Below are 25,585 nucleotides of genomic sequence, written 5' to 3'. Positions count from 1 at the left end.
CTCTAGGAAAGGAAGGCTTTACATGATATATCCTTATAAAGAAAAAAATCCGAAAATTGCGAGTAGTGCTTTTATCGCTGACTACGTTACCATTACAGGTGATGTTTCCGTTGGCGAAGAATCAAGTATTTGGTTTAATACAGTCATACGCGGCGATGTTTCACCAACAATCATCGGAGACCGGGTAAATGTACAAGATCAATGTACACTCCACCAAAGCCCACAGTATCCTCTTATTTTAGAAGATGACGTTACAGTTGGGCATCAAGTTATTTTACATAGCTGTCATATTAAAAAAGATGCTTTAATTGGCATGGGATCTATTATATTAGATGGTGCTGAAATTGGCGAAGGAGCCTTTATCGGTGCTGGCAGCCTCGTTTCACAAGGAAAGAAAATCCCGCCGAACACGTTAGCTTTCGGTCGTCCAGCGAAAGTCGTTCGTGAATTAACAGAGGAAGACCGTAAAGACATGGAGCGAATTCGCACGCAATACGTTGAAAAAGGTCAATATTATAAATCACTACAAAAATGATTTTACTGCTGCCATAACACTGGCAGCTTTTTTATATAAAATCTAACTTTTTCTTTACAAAACATTATTACTCCCTCAACAAAATCTTATTAAAATAAAAGCTAATATCTCCATATATATGTAAACGAGGGAGGAGAATTTTCATGAAGGTCAGTGGACTGTATAAAATAGAATGTTACATTTTCAAAGGAATTAACCGATACTTTGATCAAAAAACGTTAAACGTCTTTTTCAGCAATATTACTCATATCGGTGGCGCGACTTTCTCCATCGCACTCACACTGTTCTTTTTAATTTTCGCAGATGGAACTTTGCACCAAGCTGCAATTGCAACTGCTATTTCGTTAGCAATTAGCCATGTCCCTGTGCAAATATTAAAAAGATGGTATCCACGAAAACGTCCTTATTTAACAATTCAGGATGCAAAATATCCAGTCCATCCATTACAAGACCACTCTTTCCCGTCTGGTCACACAACAGCTGTTTTCTCTGTCTTTATTCCATTTATTTGCTATAATCCAAGCTTACTTATTTTCCTATTACCGTTAGCATTATGCGTTGGTATTTCGCGCATTTATTTAGGGCTTCACTATCCGTCTGATGTATTCGTCGGTATGTGCCTCGGCACTTGCTCTGGCATCATCTCTTTTTATCAATTCATCCCACTTTTCACATAAAGGAGTGATATGATGAGAGTCGCCATTTTTACCGATACTTTTACCCCACAAGTGAACGGGGTTGCGAAAACGTTAGAGCGGTTAACACGATATTTTCAGAAAGAAAAAATCGCCTATTCTGTTTTCGCTCCTCAGCATACAGCTGAAGATAATTTCGTAGCGAATGTGAACAAGATGAGAAGTATCCCGTTAACAATATTATATCCAGAATGTCGCTTTTCTTTTCCTACTCCGCGCATTAAACGAGAACTTCTTTCCTTTAAACCTGACATGATTCACATTGCTACACCTTTCAACATGGGACTTTGTGGATTGTATTATGCAAAAAAGTTAAACATACCAGTTGTCGGTTCTTATCATACTGATTTCGATGCTTATTTACGTTATTACAAAATCGAATTTCTCTCCAATATGCTTTGGAACTATTTAAAATGGTTTCATAGTCATATGCAAAAAAATTTCGTTCCATCCCCTGAAACATTACATCAATTAAAACATAAAGGCTTTCAGGCCCTCTCCATATGGGGACGTGGTGTAGATTGCAATCTCTTTCATCCAGCTTACAATACAGACCTATTCCGAAAAAAATATAATATTACAGCGAAGTACGTCCTTTCCTATATTGGACGGATTGCTCCTGAGAAAGATATTGATACGTTGCAAAATCTTATCGTTAAATCAACGCATACTCGAAACGATATTCATTGGCTCATTGCAGGAGACGGTCCTCTAGCAACAAATTTGCGTGAAGCTGTTCCGAAAACAAATGTCACGTTTACTGGCTATTTACAAGGGGCCGATTTAGCTGAAGCATATGCTTGTTCTAACTTGATGGTATTTCCATCAACTACTGAAACATTTGGAAATGTCGTACTTGAATCGCTTGCATGCGGCACACCTGTCATCGGTGCAAATAGTGGCGGGGTTAAAAATATTATTACAGATGGAAAAACGGGGGTTCTTTGTCCGCCCAAAAATGAGGACGCATTTCTATCATCCATTTATTCTTTATTACAAAGTGAAGAAAAACTGGAGCAGATGGGAATAGCAGCTTCATCTTATGCGAAATCAAAAAGCTGGGATGAGATCTTTCGTGACTTGCTTAACCAATATGAAGAAGTCCTTCAACATAACGCATCAGAGTTACTTGCTTAAATAGAAAAACTCCCTTCAAAAAACGAAGGGAGTTTATTACACAGTTGTAAACTTTACTTAAATAAAGTGAAACTTTAATCAGTGGGGGTTTTCTTCATCCCCCACTGATTATTAGTTGAACCAATCGGACTTTTATGGGCAGCCCGACCCCCACCTAACTTCTTTGCTTTTCCTGAATTTTGAGGTGGGGGTCTTACTGCCCATTAAAGTCGGATAAATAATACACAAGGTGAAATATCACATTATCCCTATATTCATTATAACAAAAATAAACATAACTAAATAGATTTGTAATAAAAACCCATAAAAATTAAAATATGGTTATACGGTATTTTAACTGTATAGTGATTTTAAGAAATTCCCCTTAAAATCAACTTACTCACATACCTTTATACAGTAATTGTTCCCCAATTTCTGTATACCAAAAAACCTTTCATTCATTTGAAAGGTCTTTTTGAGCCTGCACATATTCTTCTTTCGTATTCACATTTATAAACCAATCCGCATTTGCTTGTACATCTTCACCAGCAATATATTTCACATTACATTGTGATAAAAGCTGACCCATACTTCTTTTTTCTTCCTGAAGCAAAGCATAAATCTTTTCTTTCACGCGGTTATGATACGCCGCAAGTAACGGTTGTTTCCTTCCATTAATAATAGGTACAACCGCATCGTATTCCTTGCTCGTTTGCTCGAGCAAAATGGTAAACCATTCTTGCGAAACATTTGGCGCATCACATGGCATAATAGCGTACCAATCTGCTTCTATATATTCCATTCCTGATACAATTCCAGCAAGTGGTCCGTCCCCTTTATAATGCGGAATATCTTCGATAACAGGAACTTGTACGAATTGCTCTACTCGCTCTTTTATATGAGAATGACTAATGACTACAACTTCTTGGAGCGCACTTGTCATCACTTTCAAAATATGCTCAATAAACGTACTCCCTTGCCAGCTTGCTAATGCTTTCGGCTCACCGAATCTACTCGACATACCGCCCGCTAATACAATTCCAGCCCACTTACTCATTGGCGATGCAACTCAAATGTAATATGACCTAATTCTGGTAAAATTAATTTATTCATCGCAAGACGAACTGCGCCGCTAGATCCTGGCATCGAGAAGACTACTTTGCGCCCAATTGTACCACCAATCGCTCTACTTAACATTGCGCTGCTTCCGATATCTTCTAAATAACTAATCATGCGGAACAACTCACCAAATCCAACAATTTCTTTATGTAATAACGCTGATACTGCTTCAATCGTCACATCGCGTTTCGTAATGCCAGTACCGCCATTTGTTAATACAACATCTACATCTTCTCTATGATAACCATCTAAAACTGCTTGCTGAATACTTTCTTTATCATCTTTTACAATTTCATAAGAAGTCACTGTATGCCCTGCTTCTTTTAACAATTCATGTAATAGTTGTCCGCTCTTATCTGTCTCTTCTGTACGTGTATCGGAAATCGTTATGATCTTACAACGCACTTCTTTTGGTGCTTGTTTTTTATGTTCGGTTACGCTCATTTTTTTATCTTTCCTTTCATTTCATTGTAAAATTATGTATGAATCAAAGAATTCAACATGATACAATATAAGTATATTTATCCATATAAAGGAGCTTTTCATGATTCAAAATATAAAACGATACGTACCCATTATACCATTCTTAATTATATTATCCCTTTTTCAATGCATCGCTTACGGGTTCGATATTAACTTTTTAAAATTGTATGCTATTATGCCTGATGGTGGTATTACTCACTCTACAGGAATAGTTTCCACATATGTATCAGATAGATGACACTATATACTTCTTAAAAAGGAGATTCATTATGGAACTATACAAAAAATTAACAACAACATTCATCCTCTTATTCGTCGCTTCCATCACTGTCGGCTTTTCCTTAAAAGGAGCAATCCCATACGCGACATTGGTGAGCATTATATTTGCAACACTATTTTTAATAAGCAGTGCTTTTTGCGCAGGCAAAGCACGTAAAATGAAAGGATAATTACATATGTTCAAGAAGAAACCAATCCTTTGTAAATCATGCGGGAAAGAAATACAAACGTATGAAAAAGCGTGGATTCATATGCCATTTCCGCCAAGTGGTATGACTAATATAAGAAAGTATATTGAACTAGAAGGACACATTTATTGTAGCTCGTGTATTGAAATAATGAACAAAAACTAGTAAATACAAAAGGTGGGCTTATATTGTTTGAATCAAACCGTATCCAGTTACGAAAGTTTTCCGAAGATGATATTCTAACGTATTATAAATGGCATAATGATATAGACGTTATGAGTTCAACTACACTTAACCTTGATAAATATTCCTTTCAAGATACAGAAAAACTTTGCCAGCAATTTATTCATTCTCCAAACGCTAAGAGCTATATCATTGAAGAAAAAGCTACGAACCTTCCAATTGGTATTACTTCTTTAATTCATATTGATTCGTATAATCGAAACGCTGAATGCATTATTGATATTGGTAAAAAGGATTACTGGGGGCAAGGTTATGGGAAGGAAGCTTTCACCTTATTATTGAATTATGCATTTTTAGAATTAAATTTACATCGCCTTTCTTTACGAGTATTTTCTTTTAACGATAGAGCAATTAAATTATATAAATCACTCGGTTTTCAACATGAAGGAACTTGTAAAGAAGCTATATTCCGCAACGGCACTTGGCATGACATTGAACTCTTCGCTTTATTCCAACGTAATTATAAATAAAAAAAGCTTTGCGCTCACCGCGCAAAGCTTTTTTTCATATATTATAGACCAGCTTGCTCTTTTAAAGCTGCAGCTTTGTCTGTACGTTCCCATGATAGATCTACATCAGTACGTCCGAAGTGGCCGTAAGCTGCTGTTTGTTTGTAAATTGGGCGACGTAAGTCTAGCATTTTAATAATACCAGCTGGGCGAAGATCGAAGTTGTTACGAACTAGTTCTACTAGTACGTCTTCAGATACTTTACCAGTGCCGAATGTATCAACTGAAATTGATACTGGTTGCGCTACACCGATTGCGTATGCAAGTTGTACTTCTGCTTTTTCAGCAAGACCAGCTGCTACGATGTTTTTCGCAACATAACGAGCTGCATATGCTGCAGAACGGTCAACTTTTGTTGCATCTTTACCAGAGAATGCACCGCCACCGTGGCGAGCGTATCCACCGTAAGTATCAACGATGATTTTACGTCCTGTTAAACCAGCATCACCTTGTGGTCCACCAATTACGAAGCGGCCAGTTGGGTTAATGAAGAATTTTGTTTCTCCATCGATTAATTCTGCTGGTACTACAGCTTTAATTACGTGCTCTTTTAAGTCGCGATCGATTTCTTCCCATGTAACATCTGGGTGATGTTGTGTAGAAATTACGATAGTATCAACACGTACTGGTTTACCATTTTCATCATACTCAACTGTAACTTGCGTTTTTCCATCCGGACGTAGGTATGATAATGTATCATCTTTACGTACTTCAGTTAAACGGCGAGCTAATTTGTGAGCAAGCGAGATTGGAAGTGGCATTAACTCTTGTGTTTCATTACATGCGAAACCAAACATTAAACCTTGGTCTCCTGCACCAATTGCCTCAATCTCAGCGTCAGTCATTTGACCTTCGCGTGCTTCTAGCGCTTGGTCAACACCCATAGCGATGTCAGCAGATTGCTCATCGATAGATGTTAAAACTGCACAAGTTTCTGCATCGAATCCGTATTTTGCGCGTGTGTAACCAATGCCTTGAATTGTTTCACGAACGATTTTTGGAATATCTACGTAAGTAGAAGTCGTAATTTCCCCCGCTACCAATACTAAACCAGTTGTTACAGTTGTTTCACAAGCTACACGTGCATTTGCGTCTTTTGATAAGATCGCATCTAAAATTGAATCAGAAATTTGGTCACAAATTTTATCTGGATGTCCTTCAGTTACAGACTCAGATGTGAACAGATGACGTTTTTTTGTCATGTGGTAAACCTCCCTACAGTAATTGTATATATTGTACGGAACTCATCCTTAATTTGCCACAGATTGCGACATACATTTATTCTCCCACACAAGCATACAGAAAAACCTTTCCTACATAATAGAGAGGAAAGGTTTAATTTGCTACTTGCATACTGCTTTTTGCCCTTCGCTCTTATCGTTCGAGACCTGTAGCCTCGCACAGGTTTTAGCACCTATTCACTTGTGTTTACCAATACAAGTGAGGTTGCTGGGCTTCATCGGGCCTGTCCCTCCGCCAGCTCGGGATAAGAGAGTATCCGTCCCAACCTATACTAAAGAAATGATATTCATTTGTCAATTAATATTCACATTTTCCTGAAAGTTTTTCTCAGTGCGCCTGAAATGAAATATTAATAAGGAAATAATGCATTCACACAAACAAAAAGAAATAAATAGTATACATTATTTATATAATTGTGTTATACTCTTGTTGGGGATTACGAGAAATATTTCATTAAATGAAAAGGATGGTATATAAATATGAGTACTGTGAATGTCCAAATTGGTTTACACGAATTATTGAACGGAAGCAATGCACAGATTCAACTAAGTGTTCCGCAATTAGTGGAAAAAGTATTAATGCGAAATGAAGGGAAATTAACTTCGACTGGTGCCGTTTCTGCTTCAACTGGAAAATATACAGGACGTTCTCCTAAAGATAAATTTATTGTGAAAGAAGCATCGGTTGCTGACAAAATTGCTTGGGGAGCAGTGAACCAACCGATTTCTGAAGAACATTTTAATAAATTATATACGAAAGTTTTAGAATACTTAAAAGAGAAAGAAGAGTTATTCGTCTTCAAAGGATTTGCAGGCGCTGACCGCAATTACCGCCTACCAATTCAAGTTATTAATGAATATGCATGGCACAATCTATTTGTACATCAATTATTCATTCGTCCAACTGAAGAAGAATTAACAACTCATGAATCAGAGTTCACAATTGTTTCTGCACCGAATTTCAAGGCTGATCCAGCTGTTGACGGCACAAACTCTGAAGCATTTATTATGGTTTCATTCGAAAAACGTATCGTACTAATTGGTGGTACAGAATACGCTGGAGAAATGAAAAAATCAATCTTCTCTATTATGAACTTCTTATTACCTGAACAAGATATTCTTTCTATGCATTGCTCTGCAAACGTAGGTGAAGAAGGCGATGTAGCACTATTCTTCGGTTTATCTGGAACAGGTAAAACAACATTATCTGCTGATCCAAACCGTAAATTAATCGGTGATGATGAGCACGGTTGGTCTGATAACGGTGTATTCAATATTGAAGGCGGTTGCTACGCGAAATGTGTAAACCTTTCTCACGAGAAAGAACCACAAATTTTCGATGCAATCACATTTGGATCCGTTTTAGAAAACGTTATCATTAATGAACAAACGCGTATCGCAGACTATAACGATACTACTTTAACAGAAAATACTCGTGCTGCATACCCTATGCATGCGATCGACAATATCGTACTGCCAAGTGTTGCAGGACACCCAAATACAATTATCTTCTTAACTGCTGATGCATCTGGCGTATTGCCTCCAATCAGTAAGTTATCAAAAGAACAAGCTATGTACCACTTCTTAAGTGGTTACACTAGTAAACTAGCAGGAACAGAGCGTGGTGTTACATCTCCGCAAGCAACATTCTCAACTTGCTTCGGTTCACCATTCTTACCACTTGATGCATCTCGCTATGCTGAAATGCTTGGTGAAAAAATCGAGAAACACGATGCGAAAGTATTCTTAGTAAACACTGGCTGGACTGGTGGCGAATACGGCGTTGGGAAACGTATGAACTTAGGTTACACTCGTGCAATGATTCAAGCAGCATTAAACGGTGAACTTGCGAAAACTGAAACAGCTAAACATGACATCTTCGGTCTTGAAGTTCCACTTCACGTACCAGGTGTACCTGACGAAGTGTTAATGCCTGAACAAACTTGGGCTGATAAAGCTGCTTACAAAGCAAAAGCAATCGAACTTGCAAATGAATTCAAAGCTAACTTCAAAAAGTTCGACAGCGTATCTGAAGACATTATTAACTTAGGCGGCCCAATCGCTTAAGTACAAACTTTCTGTTGGAATCACCCTTTACTCATATGAATAAGTGTCGTGTAACCGTAAAGTTTCGCGTACTCACCGACAAAACCCAATGCGGCTTAACGGTTACACACACTTACATAAAAAAGAAGCTTACGTTTTTTACGTAAGCTTCTTTCTATATCTTATATAGTGACTTAGCTCATAAATCACTTACCGTCACCTATAAAATTACAGAAAATTCATTTTATAATCATTCGTTTTTAGTTTCCTATGCTATAATTTACATATACAGGAAAGGGTGAAGCTTATGAAAAATTTTTCTCGTACAGGAAAAATTTTATTCAGTTACGGAGCGATTCAAATGTTTTGGGGACTTGTAATGCTTAACGTTAATGTATTTGAGCATACAAGCGAAACAATAAAATATATTATTCTAATTATCGGAATAGTTTTTTGTATTATATCCAACTTTTTTAAAGAACATAAAAGTCATACTATTACGTGATTTTATGTTAACTTATTGGAAGCAGAAACCTGTATTTTATGAAAAGTTTCGCTTCCTATTGTACTATTTTATTCCAGGGTAAATTCATTTTTACACATATAACTTACGGATATATCCCTCGCTAGATCCTCTATTCCATCTAAAAAGAGGCTTTTTATCTTTTGGTTAGTTCCTTTTCATCTTTCATACTATAATAACCTAAGTTAACGACGATTAAAAAATAACCGCCCATAATCCCTACTGCAAATGCCCACATAACCATATGGTGCTCAATTTCGTACATAATAATAGCGCCCAAAATAGCAGCCGCAAAACGATTAAACATACCGAGCGTCGGTGCTTTCGTTTTCTTTACGATACTATCTCCAAGCTTCTCAATTCGTCTCCCTAAAAGCCACACGCAATACATACTTACAATAAGTCCAATTCCTGCACCTAAAAAATGTGCTGAAAACGGTGTTACCATCCAGCCTAGCAAAAGAAAACCTAGTATATAATACGATTGAATTTTAAACGACCTTAACGACATACTAATCATGCTGTTCTCCTCTTCTTCAGTAATTTTTATCTATCCAACGAAAGACTTCTTTCAAGTTCATACTACTTAAACCCATTTCACTCAAATTAAAAAACAACATAAACACAATGTTTATGTTGTTTAAATGTTTTTAGAAAATAATATTATACAAGATTTCCAACATCATATTTTCATAATTTGTGACGTTTTTTCAAACATTTTTCGTCCATTTATGAAAAAATTGATATCAATCTATGAACATACGGATATGATGTAATAAGTACACAAATAAAGGGGGCGTCTAATGATTTATTTTTTAATGGCTCTCATTCACCTCATTATCCCTGCACTTATTGGACTTTCATTGTATTGGTACACGAAAAACCATAGTATTTTCTACGCTGTCCTCGGTGTCCTTCTTCCAGGTATTATTCTTATCACACTCTTCCGTATTCCATTTTTAAACTTAATTCCTCTTGTTACTGCTATCTTATTTCTCATATTCTTACCAAAAATAAAAAAATAGGAAAGCAGATCATAGGTGATCTGTTTTCCTATTTTGATATAGGTTCCCCCGCAGTAGAATGCACTTTTACTTTCTCCGATTTCACAAACCATAAACCGAAGAAAATAATAATTCCACCGATTATTTGTTGAAACGATACATATTCATTTGCCCATACAGCTGCAAATAAAACAGCTACAAGTGGCGTTATATACATATATACCATCGTATGTGACGCTCCAATTTTTTGAACACCAACATACCACATCACTAAACCGAACACTGTTACAAAGAAAATAGAATATAGTAAAGCGAATAGTGTTATTCCATGTGTAATGTGAAATGGCATTATAAATACGTATGGTCCACTTAAAAGCAAGAGTGGAATCGCGCCAACTAGTGCTGACCATGCGGTAACACGTAGCGCTGAATATTTTTTAATTAATGGGCTTGCTAAAACAGGATAAAGCCCCCAGCATATTGATGTAATGAGTCCAATCCCATTTCCATAAAAAGAACTAGCAAGTGAATTCCCAGCTACTAAAACTAAGGCTGCACCACAAAAGGCAATGATTGAACCGATAAGCTTTCGAGAAGAAAACTTTTCTTGTTTTAAGATAATCGCAAATACAGTTGTAAAAATAGGTGAAATAGAAATGAGTAAAGAGGCATTTGTAGCGGATGTATATTTTACAGTTTCCATAAATAACGTTTGATACAGTACAATACCTACAACGCTAACGATAATTAATCTAGGTATATCCTTGCGCTCCATATAAACCGACTTTTCAATAAAAAATGTAAGGAGTAACATAAGCGGTGCCGCCGATATCATCCGAAGTGCAGTAAACTCAATTGCTGTAAATTCTAAAAGTCCATATTTCGCAATCGTAAAATTAATCCCCCAAATAATAACGACTGCTAAAATTAATAATTCAATTCCCCATCTTCTCATGCGTATCCCCTCCGCAAATATGATTATACATAAAATTCAATCATATGTACATTTCATTATGTGAAAAAACCTTTGTATTGTATGAAACGTTTTGGTACATGAAATTATATCGGCGATTTTCTGAATATATCAGCGTAACTCCGATTATATCGGCGATTTTTCGAATATATCAGCGCAACTCGAATTATATCAGCGATTTTTTAAATATATCGACTTATCAACAAAAAACGACAAAAATAGCAGCTTATTCAATAAAAAAAGTGGTTCCAAAATACATTTTGGAACCACCTTTCCTTTACTACACTCGAACATGTAACTTCATATTTGGATTATAAAATTGGCTCGGGCTCTTCAGTTGAAAAGTCCCTCCACCTTCATGCCAATCGACAGTCAACTTATCATCCATAAATACAAGCTTTGTACGATCAGCGATAAAGCTAAACTGGCTAGATTCAATATCCACATCGCGCTCATCTTTTTCTGCTACAGCTACTAAATCGATAATTCCGCTCATTACACAACCGCAACCTTCATTATCGTAAAATAACTTTATATATTTCGCTTCATTTGGAATCGTATCCACAATCTTTTTATATGCTGCTTCTGTTACAGTAACGTACATACTCTAATCTTCATCCTCTCTTCTCGTATCCTTCATATATTGTACCATCATTTTTTTTAAAAGATATATACAGAAAATTATGAACAATATACAATGTATGTAGTAAAGGAGGTTGTATCACTCATGCTCAAATTACTACGATACCCCATCTTCCTAGGTCTACTCGGTAGCTTTTTTATTTCTAGCGGTATAGTATTACACCATATATTTCCCTATACTCCTTCTATTGGTTGGATTTTAGGTTTTATTTGTTTTCTATCCGCTTCTTATTTTGCTATGAAAAACAAAAACATCTAATTAATTCAAGGAGGATAACATGCCAACTTTAAAAGAAATAGAACAATCACTCAATCATTTATTCGAAATAGAAAAATACGGAAAAGACAGTGCCTTTAGTCGATTTATCCCGGCCGTATATGATCCTATCCCATTTCCATGGCAAAATTTTTTTGAAGCCAATTTTATTGAGCTATTTAACGGTCTTATGATACGAGGAGCTGAAACTGTAAATAAAGTATTTTTAGCTGTTTTTCCTACAAATGACGTTCTTGAAACATTCATTTCACAATCCACATCTGGTGATTTACTTTTTATGCACCACCCACTTGTAATGGAATGCGGTGATCCGCTTGGAAAATCAGGTCGTGGTTTTATTCCAATACCTGAAAAATATTTGCAAGCGATAAAAGAAAAACAACTTTCTATATATACATGTCACGGACCAATGGATATTCATCAAACGCATGGAACGAGCATTTCAATTGCAAAAGTCTTACATGCTCACGTAGTTGACGGCTTTGCATATGAAGGCCCAGAACAAGAGCCAGTTGGCCTTATTTGTGAAATAGATGAAACATCCACAGAAGCACTCCAAAAGCGTCTAAAAAATCTCTTCCATATTCCTTATACAGACTTCGAAGGTAAACAACATGATTCTATCAAAAAAATTGCAATTATTGCGGGATGTGGCGATGTCGTTTCTCTCATGAAACAAGCAGAAGCAAAAGGTGCTGAAGCATATATTACTGGGGAAATCCATTGCCATATCGACAATAATTACGGTAAACAGAAATACTCGCTCATTATGGATTACGTAAAAGAAACGAATATGTCACTCATCGGTGTATCACACTCTGCCTCTGAATATTTAGTGAAAGAAACATTGATGTATGATTGGTTTAAAGAGAATTTTGAAGTGGATGTTACTTTGGTTCCACAGGAAAAATGGTGGTTATAAATTTTTAAAGAGATAGCTAATTTAGCTATCTCTTTTTACTAAACTTAAAATAGAAAAAATTCGATATACAATACACTTTCACCCTACTGTTAAAATCTAAACACACAATACAATCAACCACACAAAAATATAGAATTCCTAATATACATATAGTAGTTCTATTTTAAAAACTAGATTTTCAAAATATAGAAAGGAGAACATACATGTACCCACGTAATTGTTTTAGTTGCGATGGCAGACGCCCCAGTGGTTCTAACGGGAATACTGGACCCACTGGAAGCACCGGACCTACCGGCATCACTGGACCCACTGGAGCTACCGGCGCTACTGGGGGTCCAGGAGCTGGCTTACAAAGTACTACCGCCTTTAGTCTTGCAGCCGCTCCCAACTATAAAGCCGGACAAGTTGTTACTTATACGAGCAGCGGCTATGTTGTAAAAAAGGATGCACCTCAAGGATTTCCTAATGTATCTCCAGATTATATCGTATTAGTAGAAAGTGGGCCTACTGGACCCACTGGTATTACTGGAGCTACCGGGAATACTGGGCCTGCCGGGATTACTGGATCTAACGGGAACACTGGACCCACTGGAAGCACCGGACCTACCGGCATCACTGGACCTTCTGGCATCACTGGACCTTCTGGCATCACCGGACCTACCGGCATCACTGGACCTTCTGGCATCACCGGACCCACTGGAAGCACTGGTAACACCGGCATCACCGGACCCACCGGGAATACTGGACCTACTGGAAACACCGGATCTACCGGAAACACCGGACCCACCGGCATCACTGGAAGTACTGGACCCACTGGCTCCGCTGGTAGTGCTTCAGCAAAAAGTATTGTGTTTCAAGGAACAAATGCTGGTTTTCAACGTATAGCGGGATCTCCTGGAATTGACTCCAATGTTATTCCGTATGTCACTGCTGGATCTGGTAGTATAGTTGGTTTTACGGCGTCTATAAATGTAAATAACTTACCTGCTGCTGTTTATACAATTGATATTTGCAGGAATGTCCCTACAAACCTCACCGCTCCTACTTCCAGTTACATTCTAACTACTATTACTTTAACTACCACAGACAAAATTACCGGAACTATAGTATTTTCCATTAAACCGACGGATACTGGTTCCGGACAAATTCAAGTATTTAATCCTACTCCCGCAGTAGGTCCCGCTACTGTAACTTGGACTAGTATTACAACTGGAAACCTTGTTTCGAGAGGAGATGCTATATCCCTTTATATTAACCCTGGAATTACTGCGAGTGCTGTATATTCTATTTTTCTAATCACTGACATATAACCCACACTTAAAACCATTTATTCCACAAAAAAGACCCAAGATTCGGGTCAACAAATAACAGACAAGTTCATTATATACTTTCACTGTAAAATAACCATATTTTGGATTTTTTCACATGCTGCACTAATAGTGTGAACAATTTTGAATTTTTATTCAAAAAAAAGGGAGTTCACTCTCAAATAAGTGATCTCCCTTTTTAAAATAACTTTTCATGATATCGGCAATACAACCTTCACCGTCGTTCCAACCCCAACTTCACTTTCAAAACTTATTTTACCGTTGTGATCTTTAATAATTTTTTCTGTAACTACTAAACCTAAACCTGTTCCCGTTTCTTTTGTTGTGTAAAAGGCTTCATTTAGCTTCGGGATTTTGTCTTTTGGAATGCCGCAACCTTCATCCTTAACTTGAACAATGATTGCATCTTCTACAGTCACTTTAATCGTAATCGTTCCGCCAACTGACATTGCTTCAATCGCATTTTTAATTAGATTAAAAAACACTTGTTTTAATCGTTTTTCATCGCATGTAATCGATGGTATGTCTTTACTATAAATACCTTGTATGTGCACACCTTGATTTAAAGCAGGCTTCCCCATAACTCGAATAACATAAGCGATAATTTCTTCTATATTATGAACTTCTGATTCTATTGATTTAGATTTCTCAAATCCACTAAGTTCTGTAGCGATTGTATGAATTCGTTCTACTTCTTGTTTCATAATATCACTATATATTTTATCCTCTGGATATTTAACCGCTTGCTTATTTACAAATTTATCTAAATTAGCTAAAGGTCTTTTAATTTTGGAACCAATAACTGTAGCCATTTTCCCAACAGTTGCTAATTTTTCTGTTTGTTGTATTTCTTTATTCATCATCTCAAACGTACGAACGTAAGATTGGAACCTTAAAAACATAATCCAACATATGATAGTAAATACGCTATATAATGCCATCGGGATTAAAACGAGTGATGAGTGAATCATGATTCCTATAAGAGCATATTTTCCAACAAGTATGCTCGGAACTAACCAAAAATATCTTTTATTCACAAAAAGTGGGGCAAATAAAATAAAAAATCCTTCTACTATATTCCCACCATCAAACTCAGCATCACTACCGTAGTAAATCATAATATTATGGATAAAATCTAATAGATTATACCCAATTAGAATAATATACTTTACTGCAAATGGATTTTTCCATTTCATAAAGTATATTCCAATGCAAAATAAAAACACCATCAGAAAATAAAGCCATAAACCTAAACCATCTTCAAATTGTCCTACTCCTTCTTGCTCTCCTCCTATTAAAGGTACAATAAATTCGTAGGCAAGATCGTATACAAAAAATATAATGAAAAATAAACTTAAATATATTTTCAGCGCCTTCATTTCTTCATTTTTAAATATACCGTCTTTATTCATATGGTAACTCCTAGCTTTTCTCCCACTTGTATTTCATTATTTCCACACTTTTTTGGAAGAATAATATCTATTCTCGTTCCCTTATCTCTTTCACTTGAAATATGTAACGTACCAAGGTGTTCGTTGACAATTCGATCTGCTACCGTAAGTCCCAAACCAATTTTATCTTGTTTTGTTGTATAAAAAGCTTCTGTAACACGAGCCACATTTTCTTTCTTAATACCGTAACCATTATCGATTACACTTAGCATTACATAATCTTGTCCTTTATTTTCTAATCGTAACTCTAATGTGCCACCTTGCTCCATCGCCTCCAGAGCATTTTTTATGACATATAGAAAGACCCCTCTTATTTTTCGCTCATCACATTCAACTTCTATTATCTTTTCTTCGATATTAGACATAAGCTGGACAGTAGATTCATTCATTTTTTCTCGAAGAATTGCTACTGCTTGTAATGCAATTTCACCTATATTATGTTTTTTATAAATAGAGGGTTTACATGTAGCAACTTCCATCAATTCACTTATCATATTATTCATATTTTCTATTTCAAAAATCATCTGTTTATAAATAGGGTCCTCTTCATGCTTCTCTCGTTGTAATTGCGTAAACCCTTTTAATGAAGCAAGTGGATTTTTAATTTCATGTCCCACTGTCGCTGCCATCTTTCCGATTACTGCTAATTTTTGTGATTCACTAGCAATCTTAATACTTTCCTTTACTGCTGAAAGGTATTGTATAAATCGATTTAAAATGATATATGCCGCTATTAATATGAGTGTATACATAATGAGGTACATAAATCCTTTTACTTCCTTTAATACAAATAAGTAAATTACATATTTCCCTACAATAGTTGAAAGTACAAACACAAAATATTTTTTATTTAAAAATATAGGTACAAAGAAGATGAGAATAATTTCTATTATATTTACCCCATCAAATGCCGCCTCATTATAAAGCATATACGAAAGTATGTTAGCAATTTCTATTCCTATGTATGCAAATACACATGCATATTTCACAAAATTCACTTTCTCTTTTTTTATTAAATATACATTTACACCGAGTATTGCAGTTCCGCAAATAACTTGCCATAGTATGCTATGTCCCTTATCCGTTAGTGATTTATTTTCTAATACGATTGCATAGAGAATTTGGTATGAAACAACAATAACGTATAGCACCCACAAAAAGATTTTGGCATTCCTTTCTTCTTCTTTATATGATAGAAAACTTTCTTTCACTTCAACACCCCTTCAACATAATATCTCGAAGAATACCATTTATTATAATAAATGATTTTCTTATACAAACAAAGATAAATCGAACATTTGAGGAAAATCATCCCAACGTTTTAATACTTTCAGACGATATGTAATCATAAAAATTATAAACAATAATACGTATATTATGTGGGAGAGATTTTATATAAATGGTAAAAAATGAAGGAAAGTTTGGTGTCTTAATAGAACGAAAACCTACGCTCCTGGCGTAGGAATAGGAGGCTCATTCATGTTTGTTACCGTCGAGAAAGATGTGCATATTTTTGTGCAAGATGTTAATCCCGGTCCCAGTAGTAAAACCGTGTTCTTCGTTCACGGTTGGCCTTTAAATCATCAAATGTACCAATATCAGCTCAACGTATTACCACAGCACGGTTTCCGCTGCATCGCTATGGATATACGCGGAAATGGGCAATCCGATAAACCATGGACTGGTTACACATACGATCGTTTAGCAGACGATATCGCCATTGTCCTAGAAGCACTTCAAGTCGAAAATGCTACATTAGTCGGTTTCTCAGTAGGCGGTGCTCTTTCCATTCGGTACATGTCTCGCTATAATGGTCAACGTATTTCTAAACTTGTATTAATCGATGCCGTTTCCCCCTCTTTCGTTAAAAATCAAGAATCTCCCTATGGTGTCCCAAAAGAACAAGCAGATACTCTCATTAATCAAATGTATGCTAATCTACCTAAATTTTTAAATGATGTGTCTTTATCATTTTTTAATAGAAACTTAGGATCCGCTACGTTAGAATGGTTTTCTTATCTCGGTATGCAGTCTGCTTCCTATGCTCTCATCAAAATATTGCAAGCAGCCGCAAATGAAGATGTAACGAAAGATTTAAGTAAAATTAACGTGCCAACAAAAATATTCCACGGTATTCACGATCAACTTATCCCATACAAAAGCGCTGAACTTACGCAAAAGCGGATTAAAAATTCTCAGTTACATCCTCTCACCAATAGTGGTCACGGCTCCCCAATCGATCAAGCGGATGAATTAAACGAAGAACTTATAAAGTTTTTGCATTCATAAAAATCTATGCCAAATCGTATCGATAGGAACGTAGTTTTCAAAAACGTTAAAATTCACACATTTCTCACAAATCAATTGATAAAACGATTACATTTTCATTTATACTAAATGTACAAGTAATACTCCCTAAACCCAGCTTGTCTGGTTACCCCGTTAAATACTATAAAAAAGAACTTGTATCGTTATACAAGTTCTTTTTGTTTCTTTTATCCCGCTTTAACGGGCAGCCTGACCCCCACCTCAAAATTCAGTAAAGCAAAGAAATTAGGTGGGGGTCGGGCTGCCCATAAAAGTCCAATTGGTGGGGGATGAAGAAAACCCCCACTGATTAAAGTTTTACTTTATTTAAAGAGGATATCTTTACTATATTGATTTCCGACGAGTAAGTCATATTGGAGCATTTTATATTGCTCTAACATTTCTTTTTGTTTCTTTGTTAAATCATTGATTACTTCTCCATTTTTATCAACTTTTAATTCATCTCTAAGTACCGGTATTTCCTTGTAAAATCCCGATAAAAATTGATAAAATAAAGATTTATTTAATCCTGTATAATCAAAAATAAGATTAGAAAAATAAATTGGACTTACTACACCTAAATTATCATTTGGCATATCAAAGTTTGCGTACATTAATAGCGGCGTTTGGGCCATCGCTAAACGTTCGCTCGGTGTTTTTTCATTCGTTATATACCCATTTTCTTTATAAAAAGATTTATTTGTTCCTAATGATGGAAGATGATCTCCAAAGAATACTAATAATGTAGGTCTATCTAAATTATCTAGTTTTTCTATTAAATATTGAAGGGCCTCATCTGAACGTCTTAACCCTTCTGTATACGTCTCTAATTCTCCCTTTGATTCTTCATTTTCTAGCCCGCTAATTTCTATTAGGTTTTCACCAAATCGGCCTTCTGTAAATGGAAAATGATTTTGCATCGTAACTGCATGAATAAATGTAGGTTGTTTTTGCTTCTCTAACTCAGCAATTATCTCTTTACTCATCGCTAAATCACTAATATAATCTCCATCAACATCTACATTTTCCATCGTATCAGCTGCATTAAATTTATCAAATCCTAACACCTTATATACATCATCACGTTTAAAGAATGTGCGACCAAATGAATGAATTGCACTTGTGTAATACCCTTCTTTTTTCAACGCCGTAGGGATTGATGGAATTTCTTTCTTATTTGTAATAACCTGCTGATATGGTATAGAACCTGGCTTTAACAAACTCATTGAATAACTCGTTAATGCCTCAAATTCAACGTTCGCCGTATTTCCCCCAAATGTAGGAGAAATAGTTTGTCCACCAGGAAAGTTTTCTATATAATGATGCAAATTTGGTACAGGATCTTCACTAAAAGAAAGGTTAGTTGCTTTCGTCGGATCCCAAAACGATTCACTCATTACAAAAATAATATTCGGTTTCTCTTTTTTCTTTTGGCTCCCTATATTTCCACTATATTGTTTTTTTATATCGTTTGCTATTTGAAGCATATTTTCTTTAGAATAATTTTTTGGTTTTTCCATAACTGTTGTATCTAAATTGCTAATAAACCCAAGTACAAAACCATTTGAAGCATAGTTCTCATTTTGATCCCACAAAACAAAATCTACACCTGATTTTTGAAATACTTTATTCATAAATGTGTTCGCAAAATTACCGTACGCATATAGAACAAAAATAGATCCTACTACTAATAAAGCTCTTATTCCTAGATGAGTCTTTACATTTTGAATATATCTTCTCATATATATCCCTGCTACAATACAAGCCACGATACTTAAGATAATGACAAAAATATAACTCCAGCTAAAATAGTCCATCACCATCGGTATAACAGATTGCATATGCATAATTTGTGTGAAATCAGAAGGATACAGCGGATCACCTCTAAAAATAAGCTTTAAATAATTCACAATACCTAAAATGACTAACGTACAGCTCGTTAAAATCATACTTAGAAAAACCTTGCCTATTACATTATAAACAAGAATGTATATTGCATAAATTGCTACAAAACTTAATATAAACTGCATGTTATACAAGTAAATCCAATTCATTGCCTCTATGAAACTCATATTAACTTGCATGACAATATAAAATAACGCTACTGTATGAGCTAGTAAAAATAATATAAAATGCACTCGTAGGGATGCCCTAAGTGTAGACATCTCTTTTTTATTAAAATGTGAAATATAAAATGTTATGCCCCATATGAAAATCATCATGACAATTAAAACAAGATTTTGATTTAATTGAGCTTTCATTATGTCTAAATTAAAAACCTTTAAAATCATAAACAGCATAGTTATTACTAATAAAGTCACCATACTACTTATAATGCTAGAAATTAATATATTTCTTTTTGGAAGATCAAAAAGTGTAAAACCATAATTCAATTCATTCCCTCGTTTCTATGTCTTAATTTCCCCCGCATCGAAAGAACTATTTCTATTAAAATAACATATATGACATATTTCGTCTGCATACTTGCTTCTATCATAAATGTATTGTCTTAATATTCCCTTAATCACCAGTTAATACTCATTCTTGAAAAACTTAATTTCAGCATTCCACTTTATGATATAATAACTATGTTTTGGAAATCCTTAATACTATTAAAGATTTCACATGAAAATACGAAAGAATTAATAAAAAAGGAGTTGCTCATTTTTGCTTACTAAGTTTAAGAGTTTGCCTAAAGCGGTATATGCAATTTTGGCGCTTTCTTTCCTGTTGCACGTTTTTTGTTTAGTAAAACAGCCAGGATTAGATGGAGAGTTAGTCAAAGTAACATATGGTGCAAATGATGCCTTTAACTATTCGTTAACAGCTGAACAACTATTAAAACATGGTGTATTTGGTTATGTGTATTTAGAACCTAGTGAAGTTCCAGGGAAAAATGCATATATTACACCAGGTCAGCCATTACTATTAGCTGGCGCTATGATTATTTCTGATATTACATCAATTCCTTACTATTACGTAGCAACTGTTATTAACATGATTATGAACCTATGCACAGTGCTATTAGTATTCTTAATAGGAAAAGAATTGTTCGAAAAAAACATTTATGGAATTGTTGCAAGTATTTTATATGCTATTTATCCAAGTAACTATACATACTTCCGTACATTGCTAACAGAAGTTCCATCCATATTCTTATTAGCGTTATGTGTATATGTATTTGTTCTCGCATGGAAATACAATAAAGTGAAATTCCATATATGGTTTGGAATTGTCGTTTCAATTTTACTTATGTTCCGTCCAAATCCAGCTCCAATGATGCTCATTCCTGTTCTTGTTGTGTTATTTACATATGGATTTAAAGACTCCATTCGAATCGGATTGTTATGGTTTATCGGACCTTTCTTTATTATTGGTGCATGGGTTGTTCGTAACTATTTAGCACTCAACCAATTTATTTTATTCTCAACCCAAGGTGCTGACCCACTAATTGCGGGTGCTGATCCATTTAATAAAATTGGATATGAAAATATAGTAAATGAAATGAGAGCCAAAGGCTTAGATGACAAAGGGGCATACGCAAAAGAATTAATCAAGAACGGCTTTAAGACGGACTTCACTTATTGGTTCTCTTGGTTCACTGTCGGTAAAACAATTGAATTATTCAAAACAGCTCCTGCTGTAGACCAATACCGTATTCATAACTTTATGCAACTATGTCATAGAGTGTTTATTATCGGCACATTCTTGAGCAGCTTCTGCTTCATGCTAAATTCATTTAAACATAAACGCGTTATGATGCTAGTAGCAAGTTCTATTATTTACATTATCTTCTCAAACTTATTCTTAGCAATTAATCGCTATGGATTTTTCATTAATCCCCTTATGTGCTTAATTCTTGCATACGGATTAATTCACATTGTGCAGAAGCTTCCATTCTTCCGCACTAACCAAGCATAATAAGAAAGAGGTCGTCCAACGGTGGACGACCTCTTTCTTATTACCCCACACTTTGCACACAGCCAATTTGTCCATTCTGTAATCACACTTTAATTCCGTATGTATGTGTTTCTGTATTTGTCAAAATATCTTTCACAACACTACTCACTATTTCACTTATAACTTCAAGTTTTTTACAACTATTACTATAACAAAAGAACCCGCCCCCACCTAACTTCTTTGCTTTCGCTCAATTTTGAGGTGCGGGGCGGGCTGCCCGTTAATGCGGGATAAAGTATTATATAAAAGGAAACAGCCATATTTTCCATACGATACATACGAGTACAATAACTACAAAATCAAAAAAATCTAATCTCGGTCCTTTTTTCATATTCATCTCTAGCCATAAATGAAGCCATTTTATTTTTGTGTATTTTTGGATGTTTTTCTTTGCAAATCGGTAAATGAGCACTTGCATAATAAAAAACCCGACTACAAAAATAAACAAGAAAATAAGAAAATCGACCACAAAATTCCTCCTTATTTTTGCAGCGATTTTTCTACGATATGATTTTTCAAAACCCACTCTTCAAATTGAGCACTTCCAAATTCCCAACTAAGATCACGAGCATGTACAGAAAAAACGTAATAACCAGCATATTCGTCCATAAATTTCCCCGTCTCAATCCCATCTTTCTGAAGACCATATGCTCCAAAATTAAAATATACATCCCACACGTCTTCATTCTTCCGCTTATAAGCAATCGATTCCATATCGCATTCTGTTCCGAAATAATCAAGATGTAAATGTACGCTATCATCATATTCGTACTCCATTTTATCACCCCTTATATTTGTACTTCTTTATCCCCAAAAAAATTCCTGCTATCTACACTCACATATGGGCACTTACCTACATATCATGCTTGTAGAGTGACTTCTAGGAGGTGTTATATAGTGAAAAAATTAATAGCTGTTTTTTGTATCATGTTACTAGCTGTCTTCACATTTGCTGCTTGCAGTAGTAAAAAAGAAGATACGAAAGAACAAACTCAAAATGTTCGCGTCGGCGAAGTTACCCATTCTCTCTTCTATGCCCCGTTATATGTCGGGATTGAAAAAGGATTTTTTAAAGATGAAGGATTACATGTTGACCTCCAAACAACAGCTGGTGGAGATAAAACGATGACCGCCCTATTATCTGGCGGGATTGATATTGCTCTCGTCGGTTCTGAAACATCTATTTACGTTCATCAACAAGGCGCAAAGGACCCAGTCATTAACTTCGCACAACTTACACAAACAGATGGAACATTTTTAGTTTCGCGTAAAAAATTAGACTCTTTTAATTGGAATGACGTAAAAGGTGTTACGTTTTTAGGACAGCGTAAAGGCGGCATGCCACAAATGGTTGGAGAATACGTTTTAAAGAAAAATGGCATTGATCCTCACAAAGATACAAATTTAATCCAAAACATCGAATTCGCTAACATTGCAAATGCCTTTGCATCTGGTACCGGAGAATTTGTACAGCTCTTTGAACCGACTGCAAGTATATTTGAAAAAGAAGGTAAAGGTTATATCGTCGCTTCGTTCGGAAATGAATCTGGTACTGTTCCGTATACAACGTTCATGGCAAAAGAAAGTTTCTTAAAGAAAGATAAAGCTGCTGCTGAAAAATTCACACGGGCGCTCTATAAAGCACAACAATGGGTTGATACTCATAGCCCAGAAGAAATTGCTGATGCCGTTTCTCCGTTATTTAAAGACACTTCAAAAGACATTACAGTAAAAGTAATTGAACGGTATAAAAAGCAACATTCTTATGCGACAAATCCACTATTAGATGCTGAAGAATGGAAACAGCTCCAAACGATTATGAAAGACGCTGGCGAATTACAAAAAGAAGTTCCACATGAAGCGCTCGTCAATACGAAAATTGCCGAAAGCGTTATTAAGAAATAGAGGCGAAGTGTATGAGTTTTTTACAAATACGTAACGTTTCTCACTGCTTTTTCGCAAAAGAGAATGCCAAATTGATTCTCGAAGATATGAGCTTACAAGTGGAAGAAGGCGAATTCATTTCGATACTCGGCCCAAGTGGTTGTGGCAAAACGACACTCCTCTCCATTATTGCCGGGCTTCTTGATCCAATTGAAGGTATCGTCTTTTTAGATGGTGAGCCCATTACAACGAAAACTTCATCTATGGGATATATGTTACAGCAAGACTACTTGTTTCCTTGGAAGACAATTGAAGAAAATATTATGCTTGGACTTCATATACGAAAAATTTACGATGAACAGACGAAAGAACATACTTTACAGCTTTTAAAGCAAGTCGGTCTACATGATGTAGAGCAGCAATATCCTCGTGAACTATCCGGTGGTATGCGTCAACGTGCCGCCCTCGTTCGAACGTTAGCGACCGACCCAAAAATTTTATTGCTAGATGAACCTTTTTCAGCGCTCGATTATCAAACGAAATTGAAACTAGAAGATCTCGTTTGCAGCTTACTACACAAATATAAGAAAACGTCACTACTCGTGACACATGATATTGAAGAAGCCATTGCGATGAGTGATCGTATTTATTTACTGCAAGCGAATCCTGGAAAAATTGCAAAAACATTTATCGTCCCAGAAAGCATCCGTTCCTTATCACCGTTAGAATCACGCCACCACCATGACTTCCCATCCCTCTTCCAAAATATATGGAAGGAGCTGGAGCGTCTTGGATAATATAAAACAACTACATGAACAGTTTCGGAAAAAAGAACGCAGGCGCGCATGGTTAGCACGCTCTTTACAACTTTTACTGCTCATTCTTTTCTTTGCACTATGGGAGATAGCTAGCAAAAAAGAATGGATTGATCCTTTACTCTTTAGCTCTCCTTCAAGCATTTGGGAGCTCTTCCTTAGTAAATGGATGGACGGTTCGCTTTTGGTTCACATATGGACGACATTACTTGAAACGGGATTAGGCTTCATTCTTGGAACAGTGCTCGGCGCTATTATCGCTACTTTCCTTTGGTGGCTACCACTTCTCGCCCGCGTACTCGATCCATATCTCGTCGTCCTAAACGCCATGCCAAAAGTAGCACTTGGTCCGATTATCATTGTAATCTTCGGTCCAAATATTTCTTCGTCAATTGCAATGGGAGTAATCATTTCCATCATCATTACCATTCTCGTTATTTACAGCGCATTTCAAGAAGTCGATTCTAACTATATAAAAGTGATGGACACATTTGGCGCAAATAAATGGCAATGCTATAAACAAGTCGTTCTCCCTGCATCTTTCCCAGCCATTATTTCAACGTTAAAAGTGAACGTTGGATTATCTTGGGTCGGTGTTATATTCGGCGAACTTCTCGTCTCTAAACAAGGCCTTGGCTACTTAATTAGCTACGGATTCCAAGTATTTAATTTCACACTTGTTTTACTGAGCGTACTACTCACGTGCGTCCTCGCAACACTTATGTATGTGTTTGTTGAGGCATTTGAAAAACTTCTAATTGGGAAACGAAAAAGAAGCTGACTTAGAGCGATAGACTATAGTCAGCTTCTTTCTTTTACTTTTTATCACACATCTTTGTTTCATTTTTAACATTTCCATCCGCAACCGTAACTGTATGGAAACAATCTTTCACACGTACTGTAACGACATTATCTTTTCGATCTATCACATGATAATCATTAAACTTTTTATCCAATGCACTACGAATTTGCTCCCCTTCAAAAATCGGAAAACCGTGAGACATTACCCAAATGAGACCAGCGACAGCAAGAATCGTTTTCATAC

29 protein-coding genes, 1 pseudogene and 1 riboswitch are annotated in these 25,585 nt (G+C 35.8%); of the genes and pseudogenes, 17 read left to right on the top strand and 13 right to left on the bottom strand.

Translation table 11 applies throughout. The annotated features are described in order from the left end of the window. Window positions 1–22: 22 nt before the first annotated feature. The 3 genes from PDQ68_RS11310 to PDQ68_RS11300 all read left to right on the top strand — a co-directional run bounded on the left by PDQ68_RS11310 (window position 23) and on the right by PDQ68_RS11300 (window position 2,367). A complete protein-coding gene (locus tag PDQ68_RS11310) occupies window positions 23–535 on the top strand; it encodes a gamma carbonic anhydrase (protein ID WP_000640209.1) in 513 nt (170 codons plus the stop codon). A 143-nt stretch (window positions 536–678) separates the two neighbouring features. Beyond that, a complete protein-coding gene (locus PDQ68_RS11305) occupies window positions 679–1,212 on the top strand; it encodes a phosphatase PAP2 family protein (RefSeq protein ID WP_016718724.1) in 534 nt (177 codons plus the stop codon). Window positions 1,213–1,224: 12 nt separating this feature from the next. Continuing rightward, window positions 1,225–2,367, top strand: coding sequence for a glycosyltransferase family 4 protein (locus PDQ68_RS11300; protein ID WP_016718725.1), 1,143 nt, complete (start codon window positions 1,225–1,227; stop codon window positions 2,365–2,367). A 433-nt stretch (window positions 2,368–2,800) separates the two neighbouring features. Here the strand turns inward: PDQ68_RS11300 and PDQ68_RS11295 are convergent, their stop codons facing one another. Both PDQ68_RS11295 and PDQ68_RS11290 read right to left on the bottom strand, forming a co-directional pair. Continuing rightward, on the bottom strand, window positions 2,801–3,403 hold the full coding sequence (locus PDQ68_RS11295; protein ID WP_061183701.1) for a molybdenum cofactor guanylyltransferase: 603 nt from the start codon (window positions 3,401–3,403) through the stop codon (window positions 2,801–2,803). Continuing rightward, the gene (locus PDQ68_RS11290; protein ID WP_016718727.1) at window positions 3,400–3,909 is read right to left on the bottom strand and encodes a MogA/MoaB family molybdenum cofactor biosynthesis protein; all 510 of its coding nucleotides are present in this window, start codon (window positions 3,907–3,909) and stop codon (window positions 3,400–3,402) included. Before PDQ68_RS11290 ends, PDQ68_RS11295 begins: the two co-directional genes overlap by 4 nt. 308 nt (window positions 3,910–4,217) lie before the next feature. Between PDQ68_RS11290 and PDQ68_RS11285 the strand changes: the two genes are divergently transcribed. From PDQ68_RS11285 to PDQ68_RS11275, 3 genes are read left to right on the top strand one after another with little or no spacing between them, the layout of a single operon-like run. Continuing rightward, window positions 4,218–4,397 (top strand): hypothetical protein, encoded by a 180-nt coding sequence (locus tag PDQ68_RS11285; protein WP_061183700.1) that lies wholly within the window; start codon window positions 4,218–4,220, stop codon window positions 4,395–4,397. A gap of 6 nt (window positions 4,398–4,403) precedes the next feature. Then, a complete protein-coding gene (locus PDQ68_RS11280) occupies window positions 4,404–4,580 on the top strand; it encodes a hypothetical protein (RefSeq protein ID WP_000473608.1) in 177 nt (58 codons plus the stop codon). A 23-nt stretch (window positions 4,581–4,603) separates the two neighbouring features. Then, window positions 4,604–5,128, top strand: coding sequence for a GNAT family N-acetyltransferase (locus PDQ68_RS11275; protein ID WP_000464115.1), 525 nt, complete (start codon window positions 4,604–4,606; stop codon window positions 5,126–5,128). Window positions 5,129–5,169: 41 nt separating this feature from the next. Here the strand turns inward: PDQ68_RS11275 and metK are convergent, their stop codons facing one another. Continuing rightward, complete coding sequence (gene metK, locus PDQ68_RS11270; RefSeq protein WP_000163115.1) at window positions 5,170–6,369, bottom strand: methionine adenosyltransferase; 1,200 nt, start codon at window positions 6,367–6,369, stop codon at window positions 5,170–5,172. A gap of 169 nt (window positions 6,370–6,538) precedes the next feature. Then, window positions 6,539–6,660, bottom strand: a riboswitch (SAM riboswitch). A gap of 228 nt (window positions 6,661–6,888) precedes the next feature. On the opposite strand from metK, the gene pckA reads away from it, so the two are divergent. After that, the gene (pckA, locus tag PDQ68_RS11265) at window positions 6,889–8,475 is read left to right on the top strand and encodes a phosphoenolpyruvate carboxykinase (ATP) (protein WP_048551204.1); all 1,587 of its coding nucleotides are present in this window, start codon (window positions 6,889–6,891) and stop codon (window positions 8,473–8,475) included. A gap of 286 nt (window positions 8,476–8,761) precedes the next feature. Beyond that, the gene (locus PDQ68_RS11260) at window positions 8,762–8,959 is read left to right on the top strand and encodes a hypothetical protein (protein ID WP_014893464.1); all 198 of its coding nucleotides are present in this window, start codon (window positions 8,762–8,764) and stop codon (window positions 8,957–8,959) included. Window positions 8,960–9,113: 154 nt separating this feature from the next. On the opposite strand, the gene PDQ68_RS11255 is transcribed toward PDQ68_RS11260, so the two are convergent. Further along, window positions 9,114–9,497 carry an ATP synthase subunit I gene (locus PDQ68_RS11255; protein WP_000624920.1) on the bottom strand — a complete coding sequence of 128 codons (384 nt, stop codon included), beginning with the start codon at window positions 9,495–9,497 and terminating at the stop codon, window positions 9,114–9,116. A gap of 283 nt (window positions 9,498–9,780) precedes the next feature. Here PDQ68_RS11255 and PDQ68_RS11250 point away from each other — a divergent pair, with 283 nt between their 5' ends. Next, entirely contained in the window at window positions 9,781–10,002 is a 222-nt protein-coding gene (locus tag PDQ68_RS11250; RefSeq protein WP_000639044.1) for a hypothetical protein, read from the top strand. A 28-nt stretch (window positions 10,003–10,030) separates the two neighbouring features. Here the strand turns inward: PDQ68_RS11250 and PDQ68_RS11245 are convergent, their stop codons facing one another. Together PDQ68_RS11245 and PDQ68_RS11240 are read right to left on the bottom strand one after the other, a co-directional pair. After that, a complete protein-coding gene (locus PDQ68_RS11245) occupies window positions 10,031–10,936 on the bottom strand; it encodes a DMT family transporter (protein ID WP_001255401.1) in 906 nt (301 codons plus the stop codon). Between the two features lie 298 nt (window positions 10,937–11,234). Next, window positions 11,235–11,558, bottom strand: a complete 324-nt coding sequence (locus PDQ68_RS11240) for an iron-sulfur cluster biosynthesis family protein (protein ID WP_000289577.1) — start codon at window positions 11,556–11,558, stop codon at window positions 11,235–11,237. A gap of 93 nt (window positions 11,559–11,651) precedes the next feature. On the opposite strand from PDQ68_RS11240, the gene PDQ68_RS11235 reads away from it, so the two are divergent. The 3 genes from PDQ68_RS11235 (at window position 11,652) to PDQ68_RS11225 (ending at window position 14,105) form a co-directional block, all read left to right on the top strand. Next, window positions 11,652–11,855 (top strand): hypothetical protein, encoded by a 204-nt coding sequence (locus PDQ68_RS11235; protein ID WP_074567776.1) that lies wholly within the window; start codon window positions 11,652–11,654, stop codon window positions 11,853–11,855. A 19-nt stretch (window positions 11,856–11,874) separates the two neighbouring features. After that, window positions 11,875–12,795 carry a Nif3-like dinuclear metal center hexameric protein gene (locus tag PDQ68_RS11230; RefSeq protein ID WP_016718732.1) on the top strand — a complete coding sequence of 307 codons (921 nt, stop codon included), beginning with the start codon at window positions 11,875–11,877 and terminating at the stop codon, window positions 12,793–12,795. A 203-nt stretch (window positions 12,796–12,998) separates the two neighbouring features. After that, window positions 12,999–14,105, top strand: coding sequence for a collagen-like domain-containing protein (locus PDQ68_RS11225; RefSeq protein ID WP_061183699.1), 1,107 nt, complete (start codon window positions 12,999–13,001; stop codon window positions 14,103–14,105). 209 nt (window positions 14,106–14,314) lie between these two features. Here PDQ68_RS11225 and PDQ68_RS11220 read toward each other — a convergent pair whose 3' ends face one another. Beyond that, window positions 14,315–15,535, bottom strand: coding sequence for an ATP-binding protein (locus PDQ68_RS11220; RefSeq protein WP_016718735.1), 1,221 nt, complete (start codon window positions 15,533–15,535; stop codon window positions 14,315–14,317). Next, entirely contained in the window at window positions 15,532–16,785 is a 1,254-nt protein-coding gene (locus tag PDQ68_RS11215; RefSeq protein ID WP_061183698.1) for an ATP-binding protein, read from the bottom strand. Before PDQ68_RS11215 ends, PDQ68_RS11220 begins: the two co-directional genes overlap by 4 nt. A 268-nt stretch (window positions 16,786–17,053) precedes the next feature. Here PDQ68_RS11215 and PDQ68_RS11210 point away from each other — a divergent pair, with 268 nt between their 5' ends. After that, complete coding sequence (locus PDQ68_RS11210; protein WP_016718737.1) at window positions 17,054–17,863, top strand: alpha/beta fold hydrolase; 810 nt, start codon at window positions 17,054–17,056, stop codon at window positions 17,861–17,863. Between the two features lie 341 nt (window positions 17,864–18,204). Here the strand turns inward: PDQ68_RS11210 and PDQ68_RS11205 are convergent, their stop codons facing one another. Next, a complete protein-coding gene (locus PDQ68_RS11205; RefSeq protein WP_061183697.1) occupies window positions 18,205–20,274 on the bottom strand; it encodes an LTA synthase family protein in 2,070 nt (689 codons plus the stop codon). Window positions 20,275–20,548: 274 nt separating this feature from the next. Here PDQ68_RS11205 and PDQ68_RS11200 point away from each other — a divergent pair, with 274 nt between their 5' ends. Further along, window positions 20,549–21,802 carry a glycosyltransferase family 39 protein gene (locus tag PDQ68_RS11200; protein WP_000956217.1) on the top strand — a complete coding sequence of 418 codons (1,254 nt, stop codon included), beginning with the start codon at window positions 20,549–20,551 and terminating at the stop codon, window positions 21,800–21,802. A gap of 82 nt (window positions 21,803–21,884) precedes the next feature. Here the strand turns inward: PDQ68_RS11200 and PDQ68_RS11195 are convergent. The 3 genes and pseudogenes from PDQ68_RS11195 to PDQ68_RS11185 form a co-directional block, all read right to left on the bottom strand. Further along, window positions 21,885–21,959 (bottom strand): annotated as a pseudogene (locus PDQ68_RS11195) (DUF2196 domain-containing protein); the annotation flags it as partial. A gap of 120 nt (window positions 21,960–22,079) precedes the next feature. After that, window positions 22,080–22,310 carry a hypothetical protein gene (locus PDQ68_RS11190; protein ID WP_000227423.1) on the bottom strand — a complete coding sequence of 77 codons (231 nt, stop codon included), beginning with the start codon at window positions 22,308–22,310 and terminating at the stop codon, window positions 22,080–22,082. A gap of 11 nt (window positions 22,311–22,321) precedes the next feature. Continuing rightward, complete coding sequence (locus PDQ68_RS11185; RefSeq protein ID WP_000455572.1) at window positions 22,322–22,618, bottom strand: DUF3986 family protein; 297 nt, start codon at window positions 22,616–22,618, stop codon at window positions 22,322–22,324. A 120-nt stretch (window positions 22,619–22,738) separates the two neighbouring features. On the opposite strand from PDQ68_RS11185, the gene PDQ68_RS11180 reads away from it, so the two are divergent. Genes PDQ68_RS11180 through PDQ68_RS11170 form a run of 3 tightly spaced genes read left to right on the top strand, consistent with a single transcriptional unit; the run spans window position 22,739 to window position 25,321 of the window. After that, on the top strand, window positions 22,739–23,746 hold the full coding sequence (locus tag PDQ68_RS11180) for an ABC transporter substrate-binding protein (protein ID WP_049113375.1): 1,008 nt from the start codon (window positions 22,739–22,741) through the stop codon (window positions 23,744–23,746). An 11-nt stretch (window positions 23,747–23,757) separates the two neighbouring features. Then, window positions 23,758–24,522, top strand: coding sequence for an ABC transporter ATP-binding protein (locus PDQ68_RS11175; RefSeq protein WP_061183696.1), 765 nt, complete (start codon window positions 23,758–23,760; stop codon window positions 24,520–24,522). After that, window positions 24,515–25,321 carry an ABC transporter permease gene (locus PDQ68_RS11170; protein ID WP_000368793.1) on the top strand — a complete coding sequence of 269 codons (807 nt, stop codon included), beginning with the start codon at window positions 24,515–24,517 and terminating at the stop codon, window positions 25,319–25,321. Before PDQ68_RS11175 ends, PDQ68_RS11170 begins: the two co-directional genes overlap by 8 nt. A 34-nt stretch (window positions 25,322–25,355) precedes the next feature. Here PDQ68_RS11170 and PDQ68_RS11165 read toward each other — a convergent pair whose 3' ends face one another. Further along, window positions 25,356–25,583 carry a hypothetical protein gene (locus tag PDQ68_RS11165; RefSeq protein ID WP_000849109.1) on the bottom strand — a complete coding sequence of 76 codons (228 nt, stop codon included), beginning with the start codon at window positions 25,581–25,583 and terminating at the stop codon, window positions 25,356–25,358. Window positions 25,584–25,585: the final 2 nt, after the last annotated feature.

It is taken from the genome of Bacillus cereus group sp. Bc010 (assembly GCF_027716745.1).
GTDB lineage: Bacteria > Bacillota > Bacilli > Bacillales > Bacillaceae_G > Bacillus_A > Bacillus_A pacificus.
This window is presented reverse-complemented; position numbering and strand designations above follow the sequence as displayed.